This window comes from Micromonospora sp. BL4, assembly GCF_003667505.1.
Taxonomy (GTDB): domain Bacteria; phylum Actinomycetota; class Actinomycetes; order Mycobacteriales; family Micromonosporaceae; genus Micromonospora.
This window is the reverse complement of the sequence record NZ_RCVJ01000077.1, coordinates 15913-31888: the sequence shown is the minus strand read 5'-3', so window position 1 is coordinate 31888 and position 15976 is coordinate 15913. Positions and strand designations below refer to the sequence as shown.

Genomic DNA, 15976 nt, shown 5'->3' with positions numbered 1-15976 from the left:
CCGGCCCGCTGGTCAGCGGGCCGGGCTTCGTCGTACGAGTTGCGCTCAGCCCTTGCCGGCGTGGCTGGCGAGCTGGTCGAGGCCGTTGATGATGCCGCCGGCCAGGTCGCCCCCGCTGAACGCCCCGACCATGGAGAGCGCGGCCAGCTTGGCGTACGTGTCGGGGATGCGCTTGCGGGCGTGCCGCCCGGTGACGACCTCCAACTGCCGCTGGTTGGGCGACACCGCGATCAGCACCGACCGGTCGGGGTTGGCGAGCTGGCGGTGCAGCCGCTGGGCGTGCTCCCGGACCGGCTCGTCGAGACCGCCGACGAAGACCGAGAAGACCAGGCCGGTGCCCTGGTCGGCCAGGCGCAGCGCCTCGTCGATGCGCAGCAACTGGCGGGTCGTGAACGGCCCGTCCAGCACCTCGGGCGGATTCGCCGTCCCGGTCTGCTCCTCACCAACGGTCACTTGCGCCTCCGGTTCCACCGGCCGGCGCCTCGACGCTGGCCTGCTCAAGCTTGTGGCTGGTCAGCGCCGGCGCCTGCGCGCCCGCCGCCAGCGCGGTGCCGGCCGAGTCGGCCAGCTGCTCCGGGCGGCCCAGGAACCAGACCGGAGTGAAGTCGAAGGGCCGGCCCGGCCGGTAGCGCTTGGAGCCACCACCACCACCGCCGGCGCTACCAGCGCCGCGACTGCCGGCGTACGCCAGGCCGGCGATCACCAGCACCGCCGCCGCCGGGATGCCGACGAAGACCAGCAATGTCTCGGTAACAGACAATCCCAACGCCCCCAGGCGGAAGAAGGACCTCGAACAACCGGGTCGGGTGAACGATCATGATGACGACCGGTCGACTCCGTCGCCATTCACGTTAGCGGAGTCGACGGCCCGCCAGATTGCGGGGTGCCGATCCCATCCGTCACTCAAGTTTTCCAGTTGCGCAGCGGCCGCGATGAGCCGCGCGTCGTCGCCGTACCGGCCGGTGAGCAGCACCCCGACGGGCAGACCGTCGGTGGTCGTGCCCAGCGGCAGGGACACCGAGGGATCGCCGGTGACGTTGAAGATGGCGCAGTAGGGCGAGAAGCGGCGTTGCCGGTCGAAATCGGCCGCCGGGTCACCGTCCGCTGTGAACCAGCCGACGGGTGCCTGCGGCGCGGCCAGGGTGGGGCAGAGCAGCAGGTCACAGTTGGCGGTGCGGCGGGCGCCCAGGCGGACCTGGGCCTGCAACTCGCCGAGGGTGGCGGCCAGGGTGCCGGCGGAGACCTCGGCGCCCCGGGCCCGCAGCAGCCGGGTCAGCGGCAGCAGCTCCGACTCCCGCTGCGGCGGCACCGGGGCCAGCGCCAGCACGTACCAGATGATTTCGAACAGCGGCCACGCCTCCGGCCCGAGCGGCGCGGGCACCTCGACCACCTCGTGGCCGGCGGCGGTGAGCAGCGCGGTCGCCCGGTCCACGGCGGCCACGCAGTCGGGGTGCACCGGTTCGTCGGCGAGCATCGGGGTGGTGAACCGGCCGATCCGCAGTCGGCCGGGCTCGGCCCGGCGGGCGGCGGCCAGGTAGCCCCCGGACGGCGCGGCCGGCGGCAGGTAGGGCTCACCGGGCACCGGCACGGCCATGACGTCGAGCAGCGCGGCGACGTCCGTGACGGTGCGGCCGAGCGGCCCGCTGGTGGGCAGGCCGAACGCGCCGGAGCCGAGCGGCCCGCCGGAGACCAGGCCACGGCTGGGCTTGTAGCCGACCAGGCCGCAGAGCGACGCCGGGATGCGCAGCGAGCCGCCGCCGTCGGAGCCCTGGGCGACCGGGACCAGCCCGGCCGCCACCGCCGCCGCCGCGCCGCCGCTGGACCCGCCGGCGGTGTACGCGAGCTGCCACGGATTGCGCGCCGGTGGCGCGACCCGGCCCTCCGAGTAGAGCGAACAGCCCAGCTCGGAGCACGTCGTCTTACCCAGGCTCACCAGACCGGCGGCCTTGATGAACCGGACCACGTCGGCGTCGACCGGCGGTACGAAGTCGACGAAGGCGGCCGACCCGAAGGTGGTGCGGACCCCTGCGGTGAGAGTCAAGTCCTTGATCGCGGTCGGTACGCCGTGCAGTGGGCCACGTCCCTCGGCGGGCACGGCGTCGGCCGCGTGGGCGGCCTCCCGGGCCAGTTCCGGAGTGAGCGTGACGAACGCGCCCACGGTGTCGCCGATCGCCGCCACCCGGCGCAGGTAGTGCTCGACCAGGTCCCCGCTGGACAGCTCGCCGCGCGCCAGGGCGGCGGCCTGCTCCAACGCGGTCAGGTCGTGCGGCTCGGCCATCCCGTCATCCTGCCGCCCGTCAGCCCTCGGTGCACTCGACACGCGCCGACGACCGGAGACGGGCCAATCAGACTCCCACCCCGGCGCGCGGCCCGCCGACACGTAGATCTTGGACACTTTCCGTTCGCGGAGGACGGGAAGTGTCCACGATCTGCTCCTGCACCGACCGCGTCAGCCGTGCAGGAAGCGCAGGGCGTTGGTGGAGAGGAGCTTGTCGCGCTGGTCGTCGGTGAGGAAGTCGGCCGCGCGGACCACCGCGCCGGCCGGCCGCTCACCCAGGGGGTACGGGTAGTCGCTGCCGACCAGCACCCGGTCCTCCCCCATGGTGTCGACCAGCAGGCGCAGCGCGGGCGGCGCGAAGACCACCGAGTCGACGCTGAACCGGTCGACGTAGCTGCTGGGCGGAGCCGCCGACGCGCCACGGACCAGGTCGCCGCGGCGGTGCCAGGCGTTGTCGGCGCGGCCCAGCCAGAACGGGAAGCTGCCGCCGCCGTGCGCGAAGCAGATCCGTAACGTCTCCGGCACCCGGTCGAAGACGCCGCCCAGGATCATGGCCAGCACCGACAGGTGCGTCTCGGCGGGCATCCCGGTGAGCCAGCGGGCCATCCACCGGTCCAGCCGGGGGCCGCCCGGCATGTCCCACGGATGGACGAAGACCGGCGCGCCCACCTCGGCGCAGTGCTGGAGGAAGGTGACCACGCCGGCGTCGTCGAGGTCCCGGTCACCGACGTGGTTGCCGATCTCCACGCCGACGTGCCCGGCGGCCAGGCAGCGGTCCAGTTCGGCGCAGGCGGCGTCCGCGTCCTGCAACGGCACCTGGCAGAACGGCACCAGCCGGTCGCCGCCGCCCGCGGTGACCTCCAGGGTCAGGTCGTTGAAGATCCGGGCCACCTTCACCGCCTGGTCGGCGGGGCGGTCGTAGCTGAAGAAGACCGGGGTCGGCGACACGACCTGCACGTGCACGCCGTCCGCGTCCATGTCGGCCAGTCGGCTCGCCGCGTCCCAACACTCGGCGCCGACCGACCGGAACTCCGAATCCCCCACCATGATCATCGCGGCCCGCTCGGAGTCGACCCGCAGCCACGGCCAGCCGGACCCACCGCACGCGGCGCCGAGGTCCGGCCATCCCTTCGGTACGACGTGCGTGTGCACATCGACCACGCGTGCGGGCATCAGCCCTTGCCCGGGTGCAGGGTGTCGCAGTTGGCGCAGGTGCGCGCGGCCTCGTCGGCGTAGAACGCCTGGAACACCGGCGGCAGGTCGGCGGCGATGTCCCGGACCTGCAACTCCACCTCGTGCACCTTGTGCCCGCACTCCGGGCAGTACCACTGGAACGTCTCCAGCGTGCCCTCCTCGCGGACCCGCTCGACCACGACACCGATCGAGCCGGCCTCCGGCCGCTGCGGCGAGTGCGGGGTGTTCCGCGGCAGCATCCACATCTGACCCTCGCGCACGTGCACCGTACGCGGTCCCTCCGGGGTCATCAGGTTGATGTGCATGTTGCCCTTGACCTGGTAGAAGAACTCCTCGTACGGGTCCACGTGGAAGTCGGTGCGCTGGTTGGGCCCGCCCACCACCATCACGATGAAGTCGTCCCCGCCGGGGAACATCTCCTTGTTGCCGACCGGCGGCTTCAACAGGTGCTGGTTCTCCGCGATCCAACCCGGAAAACTGAACGGCTCGGCGATCTCACTCACGACTGACCTCCCGAGGGAAGAAGGGCCACGGCCTGAATCTCGATGAGCAGGTGCGGGTGCGGCAACTGGTGCACCGCCACCGTCGTGCGGGTCGGCCCCGACGCGTCGAAGAACTCGGCCCACACCTCGTTGTAACCACCGAAGTCGTTCATGTTGACCAGGTACGACGTCACCTGGACGAGGTCGGCCAGGTCGGCGCCGACCGAACGCAGCAGATCCCGGACGTTCTCGATGACCGCCCGCGTCTGCACCCGGATGTCGAGGTTCGTGGTCCCGAACTCGTCCACCTCGACACCGGCGAACGAGTTGTCCGGGCGCCGCGACGACGTACCGGAGACGAAGACGAAGCCGCCCGCGACCTTGACGTGCGGAAACGCCCCCCGCGGTGTGGCCTTGCCGGCCACGACCCGCGCGGTCACGCGGAGGCCCGCAGCGACGCCGTGCCGAGCTTCTCCACGACCGCACGGACGTGGGCGCCGGGACGAAGCGGGACAGCCGCCGTGGCGGCGCCGGCCAGGAAGACCCACCCGGACTCCAGCCGTACGCCGTGCCGGCCGGCCAGCCGGATGCCCTCGTCGAGCGCCCGGCGCGGATCGCCGAGGATCGCTGCCGTCGAGCCGACCTGGACGACCCGGCCGTCGACCTCCAGCAGCACGCCGAGGTTGTCCAGCCCGGCCGGCACCGGCGCCCACGGCCCGATGACGAACGCGGCGGCCGAGGTGTTGTCGGCGATCACGTCCGGGAGGGAGAAGCGGAAGTCGGCGTACCGGGAGTCGATCAGCTCGATGGCCGGGGCGACCGCGCGGACCGCCGAGGCGAAGTCGCCGACCGGCTCGCCCGGCTCGGGCAGCCGGTCCAGCAGGAACGCCACCTCCGGCTCGACCCGGGGGTGGATGTACGCGGTCGGGTCGACGGCGCCGCCGTCGGGCACCCGCATCGTGTCGGTGAGCCGCCCCCAGATCACCTCGTCCACGCCGACCTGGGCCATCTTCGCCCGGCTGGTCAGGCCCATCTTCAACCCGACCAGCCGTTCGCCCCGGTCCAACCGGCGCTGCACCAGCGCGGCCTGCACCCCGTACGCGGTCGGCACGTCCAGCCCCACCTCGGCGGCGAGCTGCGGAATCGCGGTGGCGGTGTCCGCGGCGGCGCCCAACTTCTCGGCGATCCCCGCGATGTCCGGTCCGATCATGACTGCTCCTTGCCGGCGAGGTCCAGCGCCACGTCCACGATCATGTCCTCCTGGCCGCCGACCATCCGGCGCCGACCCAGCTCGACCAGGATCGACCGGACGTCGACGCCGTACTTCGCCGACGCCCGTTCGGCGTGCCGCAGGAAGCTGGAGTAGACCCCGGCGTACCCCAGGGAGAGCGTCTCCCGGTCCACCTGGACCGGCCGGTCCTGCAACGGGCGGACCAGGTCGTCGGCGGCGTCCATCAGCGCGAACACGTCGCAGCCGTGCTTCCAGCCGTGCAGCTCGGCGACCGCGACGAAGACCTCCATCGGCGCGTTGCCGGCGCCGGCGCCCATCCCGGCCAGGGAGGCGTCCACCCGCACCGTCCGGCCGTGTGCCGCGTCGGCATCGGCCGGGGCGGACCCGGTGACCCGGCCGTGTTCGACGGCGAGCACGCTGTTGGCCACCCCGAGGGACAGGTTGTGGTGGGCGTGGATGCCGATCTGCGTCTCCGGCTCCAGCACCTGCCGGTACGCGTCGACGCGCTGCGCCACGTCGGACATCAGCAGCCGGCCCCCGGAGTCGGTGACGTAGACGCAGTGCGCCCCGTACGACTCCATCAGCTTGGCCTGCCCGGCCAACCCGGCCGGGTCGTTCATGTGCGACATCATCAGGAACCCGGCCACGTCCATACCGTTCTCCCGCGCCCAGGAGATGTGCTGGGCGGAGATGTCGGCCTCGGTGCAGTGGGTGGCGATGCGGACGCTCGTCACCCCGAGCGCCTTCGCCGCCTTCAGGTCGGCGATGGTGCCGATGCCCGGCAGCAGCAGGGTCGTCAGCTTCGCCGTGGTCAGCACCTCGGCGGCCGCCGAGATCCACTCTGCGTCGCTGGCCGCGCCGTGGCCGTAGTTGACGCTGGAGCCGGCGAGCCCGTCGCCGTGCGCCACCTCGATCGCGGCCACCCCGGCGGCGTCCAGCGCGGCGGCGATGGCGCGCACCTGCTCGACCGTGTACCGGTGGGCGATGGCGTGCATGCCGTCGCGCAGCGTCACGTCCTGGATGTACAGGTCCGTCATCGTGCGGTCACCTCCGACGAGCGCAGCGCGACCAGCCGCTCCGCGGTGCGCAGCGCGGCGGAGGTCATGATGTCCAGGTTTCCGGCGTACGCCGGCAGGTAGTGCCCGGCCCCGGAGACCTCCAGGAAGACCGACACCTGCAGGGCGGTGAGCTGACGTCCGAGCGTCGGCACGTACGCCTCGACCCGGTCGAACTGCACGTCCTGCTTGAGGCGGTACCCGGGCACGTACTCCTGCACGGTCGCCACCATGTCCGCCACGGAGGCGGCGATGGCGGCGGTGTCGGCGTGGACGTCCGGGCAGAGGCAGTAGACGGTGTCGCGCATCAGCAGCGGCGGGTCCGCCGGGTTCAGCACGATGATCGCCTTGCCCCGTTCGGCGCCGCCGACCACCTCGATGGCCCGGGCCGTGGTCTCGGTGAACTCGTCGATGTTGGCTCGGGTGCCCGGCCCCGCCGACCTCGACGCGATCGACGCGACGATCTCGCCGTACGCCACCGGGGTGACCCGGCGTACCGCCGCGACGATCGGCACGGTCGCCTGCCCGCCGCAGGTCACCATGTTCACGTTCGGCTCGTGCAGGTGCTCGTCCAGGTTGACCGGTGGCACCACGTACGGGCCGAGCGCGGCCGGGGTCAGGTCGACCACGGTGCGGCCGTGCGCGCGCAGCACCTCGTCGTGGCGCCGGTGCGCGCCGGCCGACGTGGCGTCGAAGACCAGCTCGACGTCGGCGAACTCCGGCATCGCGACCAGCCCGTCCACGCCGTCGGCGGTGGTGGCCACGCCGAGCCGGCGGGCCCGGGCCAGGCCGTCGGAGGCCGGGTCGATGCCGGCCATCGCCACCATCCGCAGCTCGGTGCTGAGCCGCAACACCTTGATCATCAGGTCGGTGCCGATGTTCCCTGATCCCAGCACCGCCACGTCAGTGGTCACTCGCCGCCCCTGTCGCTGAAGATGGTCCGCACCGAGCCCAGCCCGGAGATCCGTGCCTCGTACGCGGCGCCCGGGGTGACCGGCACCATCGGGCCGAGCGCCCCGGAGAGCACCACGTCCCCGGCCCGCAACGGGTCACCGGCGTGCGCGAGGGTGCCGGCCAGCCAGTGCAGGGCGTGCAGCGGGTTGCCCAGGCAGGCCGCGCCGGCGCCGACCGAGACCGGCTCGCCGGCGTGCTCCAGCACCATTCCGCAGAGCCGCAGGTCGACGTCGGCGATCCGGCGCGGGCTGGTGCCGAGCACGAAGAGTCCGCTGGAGGCGTTGTCGGCGACGGTGTCCACGATGGAGATGTCCCAGGCGGCGATCCGCGAGTCGACGATCTCGATCGCCGGCAGCACGTGGTCGACGGCGCGGACCAGGTCGGCCGTGGTGATCCGCGGGTCGGGCAGGTCCTTGCCGAGCACGAACGCGATCTCCGCCTCGACCCGCGGCTGGAGCAGCCGGTCGATGGCCACCTCGGCACCGTCGGCGACGGCCATCGCGTCGGTCAGCATGCCGAAGTCCGGCTGGAAGACCCCGAAGCTCTCCTGCACCGCCCGGGAGGTCAGCCCGATCTTCGCGCCGACCCGGCGCTCACCCTGGCCCTGCCAGGCCCGCGACTGGAGCTGCTGCACGCGGTACGCCGACTCGACGTCGCCCTCGGCCAGCAGCCGGCCGCGCAGCGGTGGGCACGGCTTGCCGGTGGTGCGGGCCTCGGCCAGCTCCCGGTTCGCGGCCTCGATGTCAGCTTTCATGCCCGCTCCTCGCTGCGACGGCTCACGACAGGTCCACGCAGACGTTGGTGAGTTCGGAGTAGAAGTTCAACGAGTGCACGCCACCCTCGCGGCCGATGCCGGACGCCTTCACCCCGCCGAACGGGGTGCGCAGGTCGCGCAGGAACCAGGTGTTGACCCAGACGATGCCCGCGTCCAGCCGGAGACCCGCCTGGTGCGCCCGGCCCACGTCCCGGGTCCACACCGTCGCCGCCAGGCCGTACTCGGTGCCGTTGGCGAGGGCGTACGCCTCGTCCTCGGTGTCGAACGGCGCGACGTGCACCACCGGGCCGAAGATCTCCTCACGGTTGGTGCGGGCGTCCGCGCCGAGCCCGGTGAGCACCGTCGGCTGCACGTACGACCCGCCGTCACGGGCGTCGCCGAAGGTGGGCGTGCCGCCGCCGGTGAGCACCTCGGCGCCCTCGGCGCGGGCCAGCTCGTAGTGGCCGAGCACCTTGGCCCGGTGCTGGTGGGAGATCAGCGGCATGGTGGCGGTGGCCTCGTCGGTCGGCCAGCCGTACGCCAGCTCGCCGGCCCGCTTCGCCAGCCGGGCGGTGAACTCCTCGAAGATCGGACGCTGGACGTAGATGCGCTCGGTGCAGAGGCAGACCTGCCCGCCGTTGGTGAAGCTGGAACGCACCGAGCCGGCCACCGCGGCGTCCAGGTCGGCGTCGGCGAAGACCAGCCCGGCGTTCTTGCCGCCCAGCTCGAAGCTCACCGCCTTCACCCCGTCGGCGGCGGCCCGCATGATCGCGCCACCGGTCGCCGACTCGCCGGTGAAGGTGATCGCGTCCACCCCGGGGTGCCGGGTGAGGAACTCGCCGGCCGAGTCGGGCCCGAACCCGTGCACCAGGTTGAACACGCCGTCCGGCACGCCGGCGGCGGCCATCACCTCGGCGAGCACCGTCGCCGAGGCCGGCGTCTCCTCGCTGGGCTTCACGATCACGGCGTTGCCGCAGGCCAGCGCGGGGGCCACCTTCCAGGTGAGCAGCAGCAGCGGCAGGTTCCACGGCACGATCACCGCGACCACGCCGACCGGCTTGCGGACCGCGTAGTTGAGCGCCCGGCCGCCGGTCGGGGTGACCGTGGTGAACGACTCGGTCGGCGCGGTCGCCACGATCTCCGCGAACGCCCGGAAGTTGGCCGCGCCCCGGGGGATGTCCAGCGTGCGGGCCTGCGCGATGGACTTGCCGGTGTCGGCGACCTCGGCGGTGACCAGGTCGTCGAAGCGGCGTTCCAGCTCGTCGGCGACCCGGCGCAGCACCTCGGCGCGTTCCCGCTCGCCCATCCGGCCCCACGGCCCGCGCAGCGCCGCCCGGGCGGCGGCGACCGCGTCGTCCACCGTGGACCTCGACGCCTCGGCCACCTCGAACACCGGCTCACCGGTGACCGGGCTGACCTTGGTGAACGTCGGCCCACCGTCGACGAACTCGCCGGCGACGAAGTTGCGCAGCCGTGGCGGCCCGGCCGGCGCCCGGCCGGCCATCAGCCGCAGATCCCAGTTGCCGGTCATGCGCGCCTCCCTCGGCTGAGCGCTGCGCCGATCGCGCCGACCAGCAGCAGCGCGGCGCCACCGGCGAGCACGCCGAGCGCCCGGTGCTGCCGGCGGACCCGGCGGCGGACCTCGGCGTACGGGGTGGTGGAGAAGGACACCAGTTCGTACTGGGAAACGTACCGGCCGGGCAGCGCCCGTTCCAGTGCGTGCTCCACCCGGCGGCCGAGCTGGAAGACCGGGGAGGCGACCTTGTCCCGCATCTCCACGAAGTTGGTCAACGCCATCTTCGCGATGGCCTCGGCGTTCTCCTGCCGCCGTCGCTGGAACAGTGGCAGCGCCGTGGCCCACTCGTCGGCGCACTCGTCGAGACAGCGGTCCAGCTCCACCACGTCCTCGAAGGCGCAGTTGGCGCCCTGGCCGTAGAACGGCACGATGGCGTGCGCCGCGTCGCCGAGCAGGCCGACGGTGCCGTTCACCTGCCAGGGTGTGCAGCGGACCGTGCCGAGCACGCCCACCGGGTTGTGCTGGTAGTCGTCCACCAGGTGCGGCGCCAGCGGAATCACGTCCGGGTAGTGCTGGGCGAAGTGCCGTTCGACGGCCGCCGGGCTGTCCAGCGAGGCGAAGCTGCCGGCGCCCTCGTTGGGCCAGAACAGCGTGCAGGTGAACGAGCGGTCCGGGTTGGGCAGCGCGATCATCATCGAGGTGCCGCGCGGCCAGATGTGCAGCGCGTCCGGGTCCAACGCGAAATCCCCGCCCAGCGGCGGCAGGGTCAGCTCCTTGTAGCCGTAGTCGAGGAAATCCACGCTCTCGCTCAGCAGCCCGTGTGCCAGCAGTTGCCCGCGTACCGCGGAGCCCGCGCCGTCGGCGCCCAGCACCACCGACGCCTTGGCGGTGACCGGGCCCTGCGGGGTGTCGAAGGTCAGGCCACCGTCGGTCGGGTCGAGCCCGACCAGCCGGTGGTCGAAGACGATCCGCACGCCGGGCAGCGCGGCCGCAGCGTCCAGCAGGGCGTTGTTCAGCGCGCCCCGGCTGATCGAGTTGATCGCCCGGTCACCGGCCGCGCTGTACGACTGGAACTGCGGCTCCCCCTCGACCGGGTGGATCATCCGGCCGCGCATCGGCAGCGCGTCGGTCATCACCTGCTCGGCGAGGCCGATCCGGCGCAGCGCGTCCAGCCCGCGCTCGGAGAGCGCCAGGTTGATGGAGCGACCCCGCTCCGCCGTGCCCGCACGCGGGTCCGGCCGGCGCTCGTAGAGCGCCACCGGGTAGCCGCGCCGGGCCAGGAAGCAGGCGGCCAGGCAACCGGCCAGCCCGGCGCCGATGATCGCGATCTCGTCGCGCCGGGAGGTCATGAGGACACCTGGCCGACCGTCGCGGCGAGCGCGGCGGCGGCCCGCCAACAGTCGTGGTACGTGGAGTAGAGCGGCACCGGGGCGAACCGGACGACGTCCGGCTCCCGGGCGTCCGCGATCACGCCGTGTTCGTGCCGCAGGCGCTTGGTCAGCTCGGCGGCGCTGCCGGAGCCGATCCGCACCGAGAGCTGGGCACCCCGCCGGGCCGGGTCGCGCGGGGTGATGACGCGCAGCGGCCGGTCGGCGGTGACCTCGTCGAGCAGGCGCTCCAGCCAGCCGGTGAGCCGCAGGCTGCGCGCGCGCAACGCCGGCATGCCGACGGCGTCGAACAGCTCCAGCGAGGTGCGTACCGGGCCCATCGCGAAGATGGGCGGGTTGGAGATCTGCCAGGCCTCCACAGTGGCTGGTGGCCGGGACACCGGGGTCATCTCGAACCGGGTGGCCGCCGCGGTGCTCCACCAACCCTCGAAGCGGGGCAGGTCGGGGTCGCCGAGGTGCCGCTCGTGCACGAAGACGCCGGCCAGCGCACCCGGCCCCGAGTTCAGGTACTTGTAGGAGCACCAGGCCGCGAAGTCGACGTCCCAGTCGTGCAGGGCCAGCGGCACGTTGCCGACCGCGTGCGCCAGGTCCCACCCGACCACCGCGCCGGCCGCCCGGCCGGCGGCCGTGATCGCCGGGATGTCCAACAGCTCGCCGGTCAGGTAGTTGACCCCGCCGAGCAGCACCAGCGCCACCCGGTCGCCCTCGGCGGCCAGGTATCCGGTCACGTCCTCGGTGCGCAGGGCGTCCTCGCCGGGGCGCGGGCGCAGCCGGACCACGGTGTCGTCCGGGTCCAGGCCGTGGAACCGGGCCTGGCTGCGCACCGCGTAGCTGTCCGAGGGAAACGCGGCGTCCTCGATGACGATGCGGGTGCGGGCGCCGGCCGGGCGGTAGAAGCTGACCATCAACAGGTGCAGGTTGACGGTGAGCGAGTTCATCACCACGGCCTCCGCGGGTCGGGCGCCGACCAGTCGGGCCGCCGGCGCCGTCAACAGCTCGTGGTACGGCAGCCAGGCCCGCTCCGCCTCCAGGTGCCCCTCGACGCCGAGCCGCTGCCAGGCGTCCAGGTCGGCGAGGAGTTCGTCGCGGGTGGCCCGGGGTTGCAGGCCGAGCGAGTTACCGGCGAGGTACGCCGACTCGGGGTGGCTGCCGCCGTCCGCCGGCGGCACGTGGAACAGGTGGCGGTGGCCCGGGTCGGCCTCGTCGAGGCGGTGCGCCTCCGCTTCGCCGGCGGCGGAGCCCAGTGGCTCCGCTTCGCCGGCGGCGGAGCCCAGTGGCTCCGCTTCGCCGGCGGCGGAGGCCAGTGGCTCGGTTTCTGGGGTGTGCACAGGGGTGTCTCGCTCTCCGGTCACATCGCGGTACGGGCCGACCACAGCTCCGGGAAGACCACCCGGGACATGCTGCGCTGCAACCACGCCAGTCCGGCGGATCCGCCGCTGCCGACCTTGGCGCCCATTGTCCGCTGCACCGCCTTGACGTGGTTCCACCGCCAGTCGCCGAACTCCTCGGCGACACCGCTCAACGCCTCGCCGAGCAGCCGCAGGTGGTTGTCCGGGCCGGCGTCGGAGTAGATGCGTACCCAGGCCGCCTCGACCGACGGCTGCGGCTCGTGCTCGACCGCCACGTCCCGGTCGAGCAGCTCGGCGGGGAGGTCGAAGCCGCGCCGGGCGAGCAGCGCGAGCACGTCGTCCCAGAGGCTCGGGCTGGCCAGGGCGGCGCTGAGCTCGGCGTACACCTCGGTCTGCCGGCGGAACGGCCGGATCAGCGCCGGGTCGCGCAGCCCGAGCAGGAACTCCAGCTGCCGGTACATGGCCGACTGGAAGCCGGAGCCCTCGCCCAGCAGGTTGCGGAACCGGTTGAAGTCGGCCGGTGTCATCCAACGCAGGCCCTGCCAGGCGGCGTTCAGCCCTTCCAGGTGCAGCGTGGCGCGGCGCAACGGGGCCAACGCGTCCCAGACCCGGTCGGCGCGCAGCAGTCGCTGGGTCTCCCGCAGCTCGTGGCAGGTCAGGCCGAAGTACAGCTCCATGATCTGGCTGACCACCAGGAAGGACATCTCGCCCGGGTCGGCGCTGAGCGGGCGCTGCAACTGGTGCAGGGCGCTCGCCTGCACGTACGCGTCGTACGGCACCAGCTCGGCGAACTCCAACGTCGGCTCTCCGCCGTTTCGTGCGGCGCGGGCGGCCCGCTGTCGCGGGGTCACCGGTCGCACCGTGGCGACACGGTTCGGCGCCCGCCGCTCCGTCTGATCCACCGTTCGTCTCCCTCCCCCGGACTGGACGACGTCATGATCCCGCGGTCAGATCGGCGGATGGAATGCCGGATCAACGGCTCTCGCCCTGCGCAGCTACCGAAACGAAGGCAGCTAGGCGAATTCGGTTCACGAAAGTAAGGTCTGAGCGTGGACGACATGGACTGGGCGCTGGTGCGCGAGTTGCAGGCCGACGCCCGGCTCTCCTTCAGCGAGCTGTCCCGGCGGGTGCACCTGTCCCCACCAGCGGTCGCCGAGCGGGTCCGCCGGCTGGAGGAGGCTGGGGTGATCACCGGCTACCACGCCCACGTCGACCTGACCCGGGCCGGCCGCACCGTGGTCGCCCTCATCCGGATGTCCTGCTACGGCGCGCGATGCATCCTGCACGACCCGGCCGTGGCCGGCTGGCCGGAGATCCTGGAGATCCACCGGATCACCGGGGACGCGTGCAGCATGCTCAAGGTGGCGGCCGGTTCGATCGGCGAGTTCGAGGCGGTCATCGACCGACTCGCCCCGTACGGTCAGCCGTCGAGCACGATGGTCCTGTCCTCTCCCCTGGACTGGCAGCCGATCACCCCGCTCCCGTCCGACGGCACCACCTCCCGCCGCCGCTGACCCCTGCGCCCTGCTCGCCTGCGGGTTTGCCCCCGGGCCAGCGGGAATTCAGCGCGGTGCCCAGGGGAGGGTTCCGGCGGTCGTCGCCGGGAGGGGGAAATCATGCAGGGTCTTCGCACGATCAACCGCGCGTTCTCGGCAGCCCTGACACTGGTCGGGCTGATCGGGGCATTCGTCCTGATGTCGGTCACGCCGGCACGCGCTGGTGAGAACACCTTCATCGAGGTGACACCGAACAGCGTCCAGGCCGGCGAGCGGGTCAATATCCGGGCGAGCTGCGACAACAACAACAACGAGCAGGCCAACGTGCACTCCGACGCGTTCGGGCACGTGATGCTCAGACCGGACAAGGGCTTCCTGACCGGCGAGGTCACCGTCCCGGGCAACAAGCAGCCCGGCGACTACCCGGTCGACCTGCGCTGCCAGAACGGCCAGACGGCCTCGACCATGCTGACCGTGCTGAACATGGCCTCACCCAGCAAGGGACCGGCGACCGGGGGCGGCGGCACGGCCGGCGGTCGCGGCACCGGATCGCTGCTGGTGCTCGGCGGGGTCGCGCTGGTGGCCACCGCGGTCGCACTCGGCATGGCCGGGGGTCGGCGCCGGACCGGGGCCGGCTCCTGAGCCGGATCAGCCATGAGCCGCAGAACCGCGCGTGCGCGGCCGGACCGTGGTGCCCGCTTCCGGGCGAGGGCGACGCTGCGCGCCTCCGGCCGGCTGTTGGCCCGCGCCTCCGGCCGGCTCCGCAGGGTCGCGGGGCACGCGGGAACGGCCAGCGTCGCCACCACCGATCCGGCCGCCCGTCCGCTGCCACCACGCCGCCCGGCCGGGTCGCCGCTGGCCCGGCGGCGGCTGGGCACCGGTCCGGGAGTGCCGATGCTGGCCGTCGCCGCGCTCATGGTGCTGATCGTGGCGATGCTCGGCGTTGAGCAGGTGACCGGAATCAGCATGCTGCCCGACCGGCTCAGCGCCGGCCTGCGGCCGCCGCCGAAGAAGTTTCCGGTACTGCCGGCCAGCCGCCCGACGGGTCTCGCCATCCGCACGCTCGATCTGCAGGCGCCCGTGCACAACGTGGGCATCGCCCCGGACGGCACCATCGCCGTCCCGGACACGGCCCGCGCCCAGGAGGCCGGCTGGTACGACCAGGGCCCCACACCCGGCCAGTACGGCCCCGCGGTGATCGTCGGGCACGTGGACACCACCACCGGACCCGCGGTCTTCCACCAACTCCGGGAGTTGCGGTCCGGCGATCAGGTCGAGGTCACCCGCTCCGACGGCAGCGTGGCCGTCTTCGAGGTCGATTCGGTGGAGCGCTTCGACAAGGGGAGGCTGCCGGTCGACGAGGTGTACGGCGACTTCAGCCGTCCGAGCCTGCGGCTGATCACGTGCGGCGGTCGCTGGGTCGGGGGCGAGACCGGCTACTCGGACAACGTGGTGGTGTTCGCTTCGCTGGTCAAGGCTCGTTCCGGTTGAGGCCGGGGCCTCGGTCAGGCGGCGGCTTCGGGCTCACGCAGGTCGAGCCAGTCGGCCCAGCGCGGGTCGGGAGCGCGGTGCCCGAGCACCCGCCAGGCGGTGCCTTTCGGCGCGGCCGGCAGGGCGTGCAGCCGCCAGCCCAGCTCCGCCGGGGTCTTGTCACCTTTGGTGTGGTTGCACCGCGCGCACGCGGCGACCACGTTCTCCCATGCGTGCCGGCCGCCCCGGCTGCGCGGAAAGACGTGGTCGATGGTCTCCGCCGGGCCTCGGCAGTAGGCGCACCGCCACCCGTCCCGGGCGAAGATCGCTCGGCGGGACAGCCCGACGTGAGTGCGGTAGGGGACCCGGACGAAGCGGGTCAACCGGACGACCGACGGCACCGGGAGCGCGTCCCGGGCGCTGTGCAGAATGCCGTCACCGTCGGCCACGCAGACCGCCTTGGCGGAGAGGACGAGAATGGCGGCTCGACGCACCGACACGACACACAGCGGCTCGTAGGTGGCGTTGAGGACCAACGCGCCAGAGCCCACCGTGGGTCGTATGTCAGGCATCGCGCTCACCCTCCCGGTTCAGCGGCTGCTGGGCGCCGCCGCCGACCGGAGTTGGGGCACGACGACCCACACGGTCGACGCCGGTCCGATCACCGACGTCCGTTGCGCCAATAGTCCCTGATCGGACCCCGGATTGCACGTACTAATCTTGCTTCTGGTAAGCGGATCACCCCCACCGGTGGAATCGCGGCCCGTTCGGTCTGCGATGGGCGGCGCCAGCCCCACCGATATGGGGGC

General features: G+C 72.7%; 18 protein-coding genes. 3 read left to right on the top strand and 15 right to left on the bottom strand.

The genetic code is table 11. The features are described 5' to 3' along the window. Positions 1–45 precede the first annotated feature (45 nt). The 14 genes from EAD89_RS06295 to EAD89_RS06230 all read right to left on the bottom strand — a co-directional run bounded on the left by EAD89_RS06295 (position 46) and on the right by EAD89_RS06230 (position 13103). Entirely contained in the window at positions 46–453 is a 408-nt protein-coding gene (locus EAD89_RS06295) for a DUF5130 family protein (RefSeq protein ID WP_121652979.1), read from the bottom strand. Continuing rightward, positions 440–742 carry a hypothetical protein gene (locus tag EAD89_RS06290; RefSeq protein WP_121675059.1) on the bottom strand — a complete coding sequence of 101 codons (303 nt, stop codon included), beginning with the start codon at positions 740–742 and terminating at the stop codon, positions 440–442. The genes EAD89_RS06295 and EAD89_RS06290 overlap by 14 nt, the downstream gene beginning before the upstream one ends. A 72-nt stretch (positions 743–814) precedes the next feature. Then, positions 815–2278, bottom strand: a complete 1464-nt coding sequence (locus tag EAD89_RS06285) for an amidase (RefSeq protein ID WP_121675058.1) — start codon at positions 2276–2278, stop codon at positions 815–817. A 171-nt stretch (positions 2279–2449) separates the two neighbouring features. After that, positions 2450–3451, bottom strand: a complete 1002-nt coding sequence (locus EAD89_RS06280; protein ID WP_121675057.1) for an amidohydrolase family protein — start codon at positions 3449–3451, stop codon at positions 2450–2452. Next, entirely contained in the window at positions 3451–3975 is a 525-nt protein-coding gene (locus EAD89_RS06275) for a 3-hydroxyanthranilate 3,4-dioxygenase (protein WP_121675056.1), read from the bottom strand. Before EAD89_RS06275 ends, EAD89_RS06280 begins: the two co-directional genes overlap by 1 nt. Further along, positions 3972–4394: a RidA family protein gene (locus EAD89_RS06270; protein ID WP_121652975.1), complete on the bottom strand. Its 423-nt coding sequence runs from the start codon at positions 4392–4394 to the stop codon at positions 3972–3974. The genes EAD89_RS06275 and EAD89_RS06270 overlap by 4 nt, the downstream gene beginning before the upstream one ends. Next, positions 4391–5164, bottom strand: coding sequence for a 2-keto-4-pentenoate hydratase (locus EAD89_RS06265; RefSeq protein ID WP_121675055.1), 774 nt, complete (start codon positions 5162–5164; stop codon positions 4391–4393). The genes EAD89_RS06270 and EAD89_RS06265 overlap by 4 nt, the downstream gene beginning before the upstream one ends. Continuing rightward, a complete protein-coding gene (gene dmpG, locus EAD89_RS06260; protein ID WP_121675054.1) occupies positions 5161–6222 on the bottom strand; it encodes a 4-hydroxy-2-oxovalerate aldolase in 1062 nt (353 codons plus the stop codon). Before dmpG ends, EAD89_RS06265 begins: the two co-directional genes overlap by 4 nt. Continuing rightward, on the bottom strand, positions 6219–7154 hold the full coding sequence (locus tag EAD89_RS06255; RefSeq protein ID WP_121675053.1) for an acetaldehyde dehydrogenase (acetylating): 936 nt from the start codon (positions 7152–7154) through the stop codon (positions 6219–6221). The genes dmpG and EAD89_RS06255 overlap by 4 nt, the downstream gene beginning before the upstream one ends. Beyond that, positions 7151–7948, bottom strand: coding sequence for a 2-keto-4-pentenoate hydratase (locus EAD89_RS06250; RefSeq protein ID WP_121675052.1), 798 nt, complete (start codon positions 7946–7948; stop codon positions 7151–7153). The genes EAD89_RS06255 and EAD89_RS06250 overlap by 4 nt, the downstream gene beginning before the upstream one ends. A gap of 22 nt (positions 7949–7970) precedes the next feature. Beyond that, positions 7971–9452 (bottom strand): 2-hydroxymuconic semialdehyde dehydrogenase, encoded by a 1482-nt coding sequence (locus EAD89_RS06245; protein ID WP_121675070.1) that lies wholly within the window; start codon positions 9450–9452, stop codon positions 7971–7973. A gap of 23 nt (positions 9453–9475) precedes the next feature. Next, on the bottom strand, positions 9476–10813 hold the full coding sequence (locus tag EAD89_RS06240) for an NAD(P)/FAD-dependent oxidoreductase (RefSeq protein ID WP_121675051.1): 1338 nt from the start codon (positions 10811–10813) through the stop codon (positions 9476–9478). Beyond that, positions 10810–12096 (bottom strand): kynureninase, encoded by a 1287-nt coding sequence (gene kynU, locus EAD89_RS06235; RefSeq protein WP_121675069.1) that lies wholly within the window; start codon positions 12094–12096, stop codon positions 10810–10812. Before kynU ends, EAD89_RS06240 begins: the two co-directional genes overlap by 4 nt. A gap of 104 nt (positions 12097–12200) precedes the next feature. Further along, positions 12201–13103, bottom strand: a complete 903-nt coding sequence (locus EAD89_RS06230; protein ID WP_121675050.1) for a tryptophan 2,3-dioxygenase — start codon at positions 13101–13103, stop codon at positions 12201–12203. A gap of 147 nt (positions 13104–13250) precedes the next feature. On the opposite strand from EAD89_RS06230, the gene EAD89_RS06225 reads away from it, so the two are divergent. From EAD89_RS06225 to EAD89_RS06215, 3 genes are all read left to right on the top strand, one after another. Continuing rightward, a complete protein-coding gene (locus EAD89_RS06225) occupies positions 13251–13715 on the top strand; it encodes an Lrp/AsnC family transcriptional regulator (RefSeq protein ID WP_121652968.1) in 465 nt (154 codons plus the stop codon). A 150-nt stretch (positions 13716–13865) separates the two neighbouring features. Next, the gene (locus EAD89_RS06220) at positions 13866–14339 is read left to right on the top strand and encodes a hypothetical protein (RefSeq protein WP_121675068.1); all 474 of its coding nucleotides are present in this window, start codon (positions 13866–13868) and stop codon (positions 14337–14339) included. A 75-nt stretch (positions 14340–14414) separates the two neighbouring features. Further along, complete coding sequence (locus EAD89_RS06215) at positions 14415–15188, top strand: class F sortase (RefSeq protein ID WP_233578232.1); 774 nt, start codon at positions 14415–14417, stop codon at positions 15186–15188. A 14-nt stretch (positions 15189–15202) separates the two neighbouring features. Here the strand turns inward: EAD89_RS06215 and EAD89_RS06210 are convergent, their stop codons facing one another. Further along, positions 15203–15739: an HNH endonuclease gene (locus EAD89_RS06210; protein WP_074313833.1), complete on the bottom strand. Its 537-nt coding sequence runs from the start codon at positions 15737–15739 to the stop codon at positions 15203–15205. Positions 15740–15976 lie beyond the last annotated feature (237 nt).